Source organism: Mesorhizobium sp. ORM8.1 (assembly GCF_053005525.2).
On record NZ_CM132600.1, the window covers coordinates 1,021,612 to 1,031,238 of the forward strand.

Here is a 9,627-nt window from a genome sequence, read left to right on the forward strand (position 1 = left end):
CATCTCCCCCACGAGGGGGGAGATTGGCAGTTTTGGCGTCGCTCCTCCGGTGCGAACTCCACGCTGGCACATTTCCGTCGGCTCGCTAAGCTGGATGGACATCAAGTGGCAGCAGGAATCCCGATGAAGCGCATTCTCCTCGTCAGGCACGCGGAAGAACCGGGCGACGACCATGCCGCGACGACGCTGTCCGCCAACGGCCACATCATCAAAACCGTGATGCCGTTCAAGGGCGAGCCGATCGATCTCGATGCTGTCGACGGGGCCGTGATCTATGGCGGCCCGTTCAATGTCTTCGACACGGACATACATCCCTTCCTCAATGACGAAGCCAGGCTGATCGGGCATTGCCTGGAGAATAACCTGCCTTTGCTCGGCATCTGCCAGGGCGCGCAGCAGATTGCCTGGCATCTGGGCGCGCCTGTCGGGCCGGTGGAAAGCGGCATCAGGGAGTTCGGCTATTTCGAGATCACGCCTACGGCCGAGGCCCGCGATTTCCTCGATCGGTCGCTGTTCCTGCCGCAGAACCATTTTCATACATTCGCCTTGCCGGCGGGCGCCGTGCATCTCGCTTCAAGCGAGATTTTTCCCAATCAGGCGTTCCGGATCGGCGACACGGCCTATGCGCTGCAGTTCCATGGCGAGCAAGGCCCGGCCGGCATCCGGCGCTGGCAGGACAGGCAGGACGCGCCCTTCGCGACTCTCGGCGCGCAAGAGCGATGCCAGCAGGACAGGTTGCTGCAAGCCCATCACGATGCACAGTTTGCCTGGTTCAGCGGCTTTGTGACCAAGCTTTTCGGCTGAGGCGGTTCGCCCCTATGCTACGGCGACCAGAAACCCTGTCGCAGGGTTTCTGGACTTGCTCTACCCGGCATTGGCACGCAACGGGCGCCGGGATGTGCGCCTCGAACTGGGGCGCGGCTGAGCTTCGACGATATGGCCATTGGTCGACGGCACAGCATCCTTGCGCGATCTCGCGTCCGTCACCCGATGCAGCCGCTCATAGGGCAGCAATTCCTTGATGCGCGCGTTGAGCGTCACGATCTCGGCGCGCAGATCCTCGCATTCCTGCTTCTGGATATCGAGCTGGATCTGGTCCGACGCCAGTTGCAGTGAAAGCTCCGATAGGTTGGTGCTGACCGCCGACAGGTTCCTCTTGTCGGCTTCGCTCTCATTTTTGAGAGCGAAAAGCCTTGCTCCGCGATCTGGCGTTCGGTCGCCAAATCGTTGACCTGGGTCCTGAGCAGGGTGATCTCGACGGAGGTTTCGCTGCTGTCGTTAGATGCCTTCTCCAGCCTCGACCGCAACTCCTCTATCTCGGAACGCAGCCCGCGCATCTCGGCGTGGCCGCGCGCCAGTTCGGCAGCGCTGTCGCTTTCCACGATGCGGGCCGCCTCGGTTGCCTCGGCAAGCTTGGCATGCGTCGTCTCCAGTGACTTCTGCAGCCGGGCTGTTTCCTTCTCATGCCTGCCGAGTTGCGCCAACAGCTCGGCTATGTACGCGGTTTCATTGGCGTGGGTTGCCGAGAACTCGTCCAGTTTATGCCGAGCTTCGGTCTCCCGCTTTTGCGCCTGCTCGAGCTCAACCGAAAGGCCGACCTGCTTTTCGCGCAGCAGCTTGTTCTCGCTGGCGCGCCTGTCGACCTCGACGGTTTTGGCGGTCAGAGCCTTGACGATCTCGCCGAACTGCGTCTCGCGCCTTGCGCTCTCATTGCCCATTTCCACCAGCTCGAGCCGTACCGTCGCAAGCGCTGCGCGCAGCGACCTCGATCCTGGACGACGCTGGCCTCGCGCTGTTGCCAAGCCTCGGCTGCACGGTCGCGTTCGCGCAGCTTGCGGGCGGTGTCGAGCAATTGTTCCGACAAGGTCTTGTGTTCCGTCGTCAAAGCGACATTGGCCAGTTCCAACTCGTTGGCCCTTAGGGTATCGCGATGCAGGACGTTCAGAATCTCGCGCGTCATGCGATGCGCGGTGCCTATCTCGGCCAATCTGGTTTCGATCTCTTCCAGGTGGCCTTGCCCGTCCCCGAAAAGGCCGGCGACGGCTTCCAGGGCGGCAAGCCGGGTCTGTGTGTGCGGCGTCAACCTCAACGGCGGCGCGTCGGTTTCGCTTTCAGCGGGCCCAGCTTCCTCGTTTGCCGGCACTTCCGCGGCTGAGGAATCCTGGCCATCGGTCGAAAGGCAGTCGTCGAATGCTTCCGCCAGATCCGATTGGAGCTCCTGAAATTCCTTGTCTACGTCCTCGGCCCGCTTGATTAGAGATTTGAAATTCATCACGACACATCCCTTACGCTTGACAACACACCTTACGCTGGCCTCCGGGCATACTTAACGAATTTCTAATATACCGCATTACCTTTCATTCCGGAAGCCTATGCGAAGGAAGCCAAAATTAAGATTGTCGCCGATCCCAATGTATGCGGATCCGCTGTCAGGTGATCCCCTCTTCCACTCCCAATCTCTCCAGTTGGATCACCGAAAGCCCGCGCCGCAAAGGGAGAGACAGCGAGCTGCTTGTCATCATTCACATGACTGTTGCGAAGACTTTTTAGCCCAAGCGAGCATTAAAAGTAGAGCTCTGCTACCGGGCCGGTCGCAGAGCGTTCGATGGAGTCGCAGGACATTCGAAGCGGACGTCTCGCGGCGGCTGCATATGATGGTGCATTCGGTCTGTTTGGACCGCGACATCTTCCTGCGTGAACTGATCTCCAACACGGCGGAAACTGCCAGGAGCTGCACTTCGAGGCGATCTGGTGGAACGCGGCGAGGCCGGCAAGGCGGCTGAAGACGAAGTTCGATCGGCCAATTCGGCGTCGGCTTCTACTTGGCTTCATGGTCGCCGACCGGGTCGCCACCCGCTGGCAGGCCGGCAGCAACAGGCGGAGTGGTCTAGCTCCTCAACCCCGGCGCTTCCTGGCCCGTCCTCGCGACATATTCGGTATAGCCGCCGCCATAGGCGTGGACGCCATCGGGCGTGAGCTCCAGCACACGGTTCGACAGCGCGGCCAGGAAATGACGGTCGTGCGAGACGAAGAGCATGGTGCCTTCATATTGCGCCAGCGCCTCGATCAGCATCTGCTTGGTGGTGATGTCGAGGTGGTTGGTCGGCTCGTCGAGCACCAGAAGATTAGGCGGGTCGAACAGCATCAGCGCCATCACCAGCCGCGCCTTCTCACCGCCCGACAGCACGCGGCACTTCTTCTCGATCTCGTCACCGGAAAAGCCGAAGCAGCCGGCCAGCGCCCGCAGCGGCGCCTGGCCGGCCTGCGGAAACGCGTCCTCCAGCGTCTGGAACACGGTGCGCTCGCCTTCCAGCACTTCCATGGCGTGCTGGGCGAAATAGCCCATTTTCACGCTCGGCCCCCGCGCCACCGTGCCCGTGTCGGGCTCGGAGGCGCCGGCGACGAGCTTCAACAGCGTCGACTTGCCGGCGCCGTTGACGCCCATCACGCACCAGCGCTCGCGGCGGCGGATCTGGAAGTCGAGGCCCGCATAGATGGTGCGGCTGCCATAGGCTTTGTGGATGCCTTTCAGCGTCGCCACGTCCTCGCCGCAGCGCGGCGCCGGCTGGAACTCGAAATTCACCACCTGGCGGCGCTTCGGCGGCTCGACGCGGTCGATCTTGTCGAGCTTCTTCACGCGGCTCTGCACCTGCGCGGCATGCGAGGCGCGCGCCTTGAAGCGCTCGATGAAGGCGATCTCCTTGGCCAGCATCGCCTGCTGGCGTTCGAACTGCGCCTGCAACTGCTTGTCGGCCAGCGCGCGCTGCTCCTGGTAGAATTCGTAATTGCCGGAATAGGAGGTCAGCGAGCCGGCATCGATCTCGATGATCTTGTTGACGATGCGGTTCATGAACTCGCGGTCGTGCGAGGTCATCAAGAGCGCGCCGTCATAATCCTTGAGGAATTTTTCGAGCCAGATCAGGCTTTCAAGATCGAGATGGTTCGAAGGCTCGTCGAGCAGCATGACGTCGGGCCGCATCAACAGGATGCGGGCCAGCGCCACGCGCATCTTCCAGCCGCCCGAAAGTTTCGAAACGTCGCCGTCCATCATTTCCTGGCTGAAGCCGAGGCCATCCAGCACCTCGCGCGCGCGGCCGTCGAGCGCATAGCCGTCGAGCTCCTCGAAGCGGTGCTGCAACTCGCCGTAGCGCTCGATGATCTCATCCATCTCGTCGGCCCGCTCGGGGTCGCCCATGGCATGCTCGAGCTCGCGCATCTCGGCGGCAACCGCGCTCACCGGCCCGGCGCCCTCCATGACTTCGGCGACCGCGCTCATGCCGCTCATGTCGCCGACATCCTGGCTGAAATAGCCGATGGTGACGCCGCGCTCGACCGAGACTTGGCCCTCGTCGGGCTGCTCCTGGCCGATGATCATGCGGAACAGCGTCGTCTTGCCGGCGCCGTTGGGGCCAACCAGGCCGACCTTCTCGCCTTTCTGCAAGGCGGCCGAGGCTTCGATGAAGACGATCTGTCGGCCGTTCTGCTTGCCGATACTTTCAAGACGGATCATTGGGGGTCCGGGAGGCTGGTGCGAAATTGCGGGATTTGCCCGGGGCCATACGCGAATGAGGGTCGCGGGGGAAGAGGCGGAAGCGCCGCAGGTGGTGGCGAGGCACCTGTTACCGCGCGTTACCGCGCGCGAAAAAACAAGAATCCAGGGATTGTCGAAATCCTCGCTTGCGGAACGACATTGACGCGGCGGCCTGCAGGCCCCGACCGGTACAGCAACAGGACAGGAACATGACGATGGCCAAGATGCTCGTGATTTACAAAACCCCGGCCGATCCGGAGGCATTCGACCGGCATTATTTCGAGATTCATGTGCCGTTGGCCAAGAAGCTTCCCGGCCTGAGGCGCTACGACGTCAGCAGGCGGCCCATCATCAAGCGCTCGGCGGGCGAGATGCCGTATCTGGTGGGGACGCTGTATTTCGACAGCCTCGCCGATATGCAGAGCGCGTTTGCCACCGAAATCGGCATCGCCTGCGCCGCCGACCGGCGGATACTCGCGCCAGGGGACGACGACCTGACGATGCTGCTGTTCGACGTCGACGAAGTGTGAGCTTGCGTCGGCATCGAGCAGCCAGCGGAACGACGGAGCCGTGCCGAAGCGGGCAACGTCACTTCGCGTCGTGAAAGATAATCCCCACCGTATGCCGCTGACCTGAGCGCAGACGGCTGACGCCGTGCCTGAGGTTGACGCGGTAATTGCCCTTGGCGCCTTGCACCGGGCGATTGTGGACGGCGAAGATCACCGCATCGCCCTGGGTCAGCGGCACCACTTCGGCGCGGCTTTGCATGCGTGGACGCTGTTCGGTCAGCACGAACTCACCGCCGGTGAAATCCTCACCCGGCCGCGACAGCAGGATCGCGACCTGGAGGGGGAAAGCGAGGTCGCCGTAGAGGTCCTGGTGCAGGCAGTTGAAGTCGCCGGGCCCGTATTGCAGCAGAAGCGGCGTCGGCCTCTTTTGATCCTCATCGTGGCAACGCTTCAGGAAGGCGGCGTGATCCGCAGGATAACGCAGGGCTACGCCCATCTTCTCGTTCCAATCATTGGCGACGCCGGCCAGGCTCGGATAGAGCGCGGTGCGCAAGGCGCCGATCAGGTCCGGCAGCGGATGGCGGAAATAGCGGTACTCGCCCTTGCCGAAACCATGGCGGGCCATCACCACATGGCTGCGGAAATGCTCTTCATGCGGATAGAGCGCGGCGATTTCGGTGCATTCTTCCGCCGACAGCAGGCCGGGCATGACAGCGCAGCCGTGAGCGTTGAGATCGGAGACGAGGGCGTGCCAGTTTTGTGCGGCGATGCGGGACTCCGCGGATTGGCTGGCGCGCTTGGTGGTCACGGAATGGATCGTCATGAGTTGGCTCCTTGCTTGTCCTGAAGGTGGGGCGCGCGACGGAAGGGGGCCACCCGATTCCTGCGGAGGTGGAGAACTGGATACCGGAAATGTCGGCGGGACAGCGCCCCCTCTGTCCGGCAGGACAGAGGGGGCGCGAAGGATCGCGGCCTAGACCGTGTCCTTGCGGCGATACCCTTCCAGTTCCGGATCGAGGTCCACCTTCACCGCGTTGGCGAACACACGTCGCCACCATGATGCCGGTGAAGGCGACGAGGTTGACCAAGAGCGTCTCGTCATAGCGCGCCTTGAGGGCGGTCCAGGTTTCGTCGCGAACGGCATTGGCATCGGCGGCGACCGCTTTGGCGAATTCGATGAGCAGCGCTTCGTCGTCCGTGGACTCGACCGCTTCCGGATCAAGGCCTGAATCGATCAGTGCACGCCGGAAGAATGTCACCGGGATCTCCGCGCGCAGCGTCTGCGCAATCGCCTTCGAGAACAGCCATATGGCGCGGTCGCCTAGCGCCGGCTTGAGCAAGTCGCGCAGCGTGAACCATTCGCCGTAGATGCGGTGGGCGGCGGGCGAGTGGAGCAGGATGCGCTTCATGTTGGTCATGCGGCCGCGCAGCGCCAGCTCGCGGTCATGCTCGGCGCGGATCTCGGCGGACGCGGTGGCGTAGTCGATCGGGGAAAGATGCGCCACCGCCCTCACCCCAATGTCGCGTGCAGGGTGGGCGCGCCGCGCAGCGTGTTGGAGATGGTGCAGATGGCTTCGGCGTCCACCAGGATGCGCTGCTTGGTCGCCGCGTCGAGGTCGCCGGCGATGTCGAGCCTGATGTTGAAGGTCGCGATGCGCGAGGGTTCATCCTTGGCTTTCTCGCCGCCGACCTCCGCCCTCACCTCGCCCAGCCGGCCGGCAACGCCGAGGCGCGTCGCGGCGATGCGGGCGCTGAGCACCATGCAGGCGGCGAGCGAGGCGAACAGCAAGTCCAGCGGGTTGAAACCCGGCGCGCTCACCTGGGTGACCACGCCGACTTCGCCGCCGGTCGGGGTTGTGATTACGGGCAAGCCGCCCGGCGGCAGGACGGCAAGCGCGCCGGTCAGCCTCGTTCTTACTTTAAGCTCGCTCATTGCATGTCCTTCGGCCGTTGGTCCGACGAAATCCAGGCGCGGCCGCCCCATGGAGCGCCCTGCCGTCTCCCGCCTACGGTATCGATCTCGCACGATAAGATCGATTGCTCTTGTTGGCGCGAAAATGGCTCGCCCGGGCGCGCGGCGGACAGAATCCCATTAGCGGTTCCTAAACTGTGAAGCGCTATGTCTTGCCGATTGAAGGGGCTCACGGATGAATGCGTTCTGGCGAATGACCGGATTTGCTCTGATCCTTGTGACCGGCGCGGCGACGCTGGCCGCGTTGCACATCCGCTCCCAACGTGACTTCGCGCTCGCCAAGGAGCGCTACCTCGAGAACTCCCAAGCGGTATCGCGGGCAACCGCCAAAACCGTCGAGGACGCGTTGCGCGCCATCTATGAGAACGTCCGGACCCTCACCTATCTGCCGAGCGTGCAAAACCTCGACCGCCATGGAACGAACCTCGGCGAGGAAGGCCGCGCCACGATCCAGCAGATCTACAATAACCTGGCCAATAACGTTTCCATCTCCGAAGTCTACTTCCTGCCGCTGAACTTCGACCCCGACCGCTTCGACCCGGTGAAGGGCAAGCTGGAGGAGCCGATCCTGCAGTTCGACCAGCTCATCGTGAACGCCAAGGCAAGGACCGAGGCGACCGGCGCAAAAAAACTCGCATCGTTGGACGATCAATCGTTGACGCGTCCGCCCGAAGAGATCGAGACTTATGAATACCATGAGCTTGCCAAGCAACTTGCCTGGCTGAAGGCGAACTACCCGACTTCGAGCAACATCGATGGGCTCAACGTACCGATCATCGGCACGAAAGAGCTGATCACCTGCGACAACACGGATTTCATTCACAGTGGCGACAACGCCGACCGATCGGGATTCATCCTTTCGGTTCCTGTTTTCGCGACCGACGGCAGCCTGCGGGGCTCGGTTTCAGCCATCATGCTTACCTCGGCGCTGAGAAAGCTTCTTCCCAGTGCCGACTATGTCATCGTCAATGCGGACTATGGTTTCGAGTCCGACCAGCATCGGCTTTCGACGTCCCTGGCCGCCGATACAAGCTCCTTCACCTCGCCCGATCCAAAACTGATCTATTCGGAAGTGATCCCGCTTTCTCTAAACGATCCGAGAAGCGCGTGGCGGCTCTGGGCCGGATTCCCAAACAGCCGGTTCGAGAACGATGTCGATGTCCGGTCGGTGCGAGAGTTCGAGCTAGCGAGCTATGGCGCAATCGCCATCGTCACTTTGCTGGCGTTGGCGTGCTGGTATGCCATCGGGCGCGCGATGTCGATGCAGACGGAGGCCGCGGAGACACTGGAACGGCGCGTCGAGGAGCGCACCGCCGAGATCCAGCACCTTGCGACGCATGACATCCTGACCGGGCTGCCAAACCGCGGGCTTCTGGCCAATACGATGGACGAGGCGTTGAGCGGCCTCAGGGCCAGTGAGAAACTCGCAGTTCATTGCATCGATCTCGACCGGTTCAAACCGGTGAACGACACCCTCGGCCATCCGGTGGGCGACGAGTTGCTCCGCGCCGTGGCCGGTCGCCTGAAGCAGCAGGCCGGGGAAACCGCCATGGTAGCGCGGGTGGGCGGCGACGAATTCATCGTCCTCCAGCTCCTGCTCGATGGCAACGAACAGGCTGGCGCGCTGGCAAGCCGCGTCATTCATGCGCTCTCCAGCGAATTTTCCATCCAGGGCCACACCATCAACATCGGCGGCAGCATCGGCATCGCTGTCTTTCCAGAGGACGGGCAGAACTCCGAGATCCTGATCAGAAACGCCGACCTTGCCCTTTACAAGGCCAAGATGGAAGGCCGCGGCACCTGCCGGTCGTTTGAACCGGGGATGGACGCGCGTCTGCAGGAGCGCCGCCAGATCGAGGCTGAACTTGCGGTGTCAGTGGCAAACGATCAGTTCGTCCTCCACTATCAGCCGCTGCACGACGCACGGACCTCCAAGCTTACCGGCTTCGAGGCGCTTGTGAGATGGAATCATCCGCGCCTCGGCCTGCTGCCGCCGTCGGAGTTCATCCAGCTCTCGGAAGAGACCGGTGTCATCGACGCTCTCGGCGAATGGATCATGCGGCAAGCCTGTGCCGATGCCGCTCAATGGCCGCTGCCCGTCAAGGTCGCCGTCAATCTGTCGCCCGCTCAGTTCAAGCAGCAGGGATTGCCGCTTCAGGTCACCTCGGCGCTCGCCGCTTCCGGTCTCATGCCGTCGCGGCTGGAGCTCGAGATCACGGAGTCGGTGCTGCTGGCGCACAACGAGCACACGATCCAGACACTGCACAGCCTGCGCGATCTCGGCGTCGGTATCGCCATGGATGATTTCGGAACGGGATACTCCTCGTTGAGCTATCTAAGGTCCTTTCCGTTCAACCGCATCAAGATCGACCGCAGCTTCGTCAGCCTGATGTGCGAAAGCAGCGAGAGCCGTGCCATCGTCAAGGCCGTGGCCGAGCTCGGCTCGACGCTCGGCATGACCACGACTGCTGAAGGCGTCGAGACCGAAGACCAATACCGCCTCGTCAGGGAAAACGGCTGCACTGACGTCCAGGGGTGGTTGTTCGGGCGGCCTATGCCGGCATCCCAGCTATATACGATTTTTGAGCTGCCAAGCGCCCAGACGGCATAGGCAA

9 protein-coding genes and 1 pseudogene are annotated in these 9,627 nt (G+C 62.6%); 3 read left to right on the forward strand and 7 right to left on the reverse strand.

The genetic code is table 11. The annotated features are described in order from the left end of the window. Window positions 1–123: 123 nt before the first annotated feature. On the forward strand, window positions 124–804 hold the full coding sequence (locus ACVDG8_RS05325; RefSeq protein WP_447253767.1) for a type 1 glutamine amidotransferase: 681 nt from the start codon (window positions 124–126) through the stop codon (window positions 802–804). Between the two features lie 60 nt (window positions 805–864). Here ACVDG8_RS05325 and ACVDG8_RS05330 read toward each other — a convergent pair whose 3' ends face one another. The 4 genes from ACVDG8_RS05330 to ACVDG8_RS05345 form a co-directional block, all read right to left on the reverse strand. Further along, window positions 865–1,041, reverse strand: coding sequence for a hypothetical protein (locus tag ACVDG8_RS05330; protein WP_455707579.1), 177 nt, complete (start codon window positions 1,039–1,041; stop codon window positions 865–867). Further along, entirely contained in the window at window positions 1,038–1,718 is a 681-nt protein-coding gene (locus tag ACVDG8_RS05335) for a hypothetical protein (RefSeq protein ID WP_455707580.1), read from the reverse strand. The genes ACVDG8_RS05330 and ACVDG8_RS05335 overlap by 4 nt, the downstream gene beginning before the upstream one ends. Next, on the reverse strand, window positions 1,661–2,272 hold the full coding sequence (locus ACVDG8_RS05340; protein WP_455707581.1) for a hypothetical protein: 612 nt from the start codon (window positions 2,270–2,272) through the stop codon (window positions 1,661–1,663). The genes ACVDG8_RS05335 and ACVDG8_RS05340 overlap by 58 nt, the downstream gene beginning before the upstream one ends. A gap of 615 nt (window positions 2,273–2,887) precedes the next feature. Next, window positions 2,888–4,510, reverse strand: a complete 1,623-nt coding sequence (locus tag ACVDG8_RS05345) for an ABC-F family ATP-binding cassette domain-containing protein (RefSeq protein ID WP_447253769.1) — start codon at window positions 4,508–4,510, stop codon at window positions 2,888–2,890. A 236-nt stretch (window positions 4,511–4,746) separates the two neighbouring features. Between ACVDG8_RS05345 and ACVDG8_RS05350 the strand changes: the two genes are divergently transcribed. After that, entirely contained in the window at window positions 4,747–5,061 is a 315-nt protein-coding gene (locus ACVDG8_RS05350) for an EthD family reductase (RefSeq protein ID WP_447253770.1), read from the forward strand. Window positions 5,062–5,119: 58 nt separating this feature from the next. Here the strand turns inward: ACVDG8_RS05350 and ACVDG8_RS05355 are convergent, their stop codons facing one another. The 3 genes and pseudogenes from ACVDG8_RS05355 to ACVDG8_RS05365 all read right to left on the reverse strand — a co-directional run bounded on the left by ACVDG8_RS05355 (window position 5,120) and on the right by ACVDG8_RS05365 (window position 6,973). Further along, entirely contained in the window at window positions 5,120–5,863 is a 744-nt protein-coding gene (locus ACVDG8_RS05355) for a 2OG-Fe(II) oxygenase (RefSeq protein ID WP_447253771.1), read from the reverse strand. Window positions 5,864–6,013: 150 nt separating this feature from the next. Continuing rightward, window positions 6,014–6,545, reverse strand: a pseudogene (locus tag ACVDG8_RS05360) (hypothetical protein). A gap of 5 nt (window positions 6,546–6,550) precedes the next feature. Beyond that, window positions 6,551–6,973, reverse strand: coding sequence for an OsmC family protein (locus tag ACVDG8_RS05365; RefSeq protein ID WP_447253773.1), 423 nt, complete (start codon window positions 6,971–6,973; stop codon window positions 6,551–6,553). A 232-nt stretch (window positions 6,974–7,205) separates the two neighbouring features. Between ACVDG8_RS05365 and ACVDG8_RS05370 the strand changes: the two genes are divergently transcribed. Then, window positions 7,206–9,623 carry a putative bifunctional diguanylate cyclase/phosphodiesterase gene (locus tag ACVDG8_RS05370; RefSeq protein WP_455707582.1) on the forward strand — a complete coding sequence of 806 codons (2,418 nt, stop codon included), beginning with the start codon at window positions 7,206–7,208 and terminating at the stop codon, window positions 9,621–9,623. Window positions 9,624–9,627 lie beyond the last annotated feature (4 nt).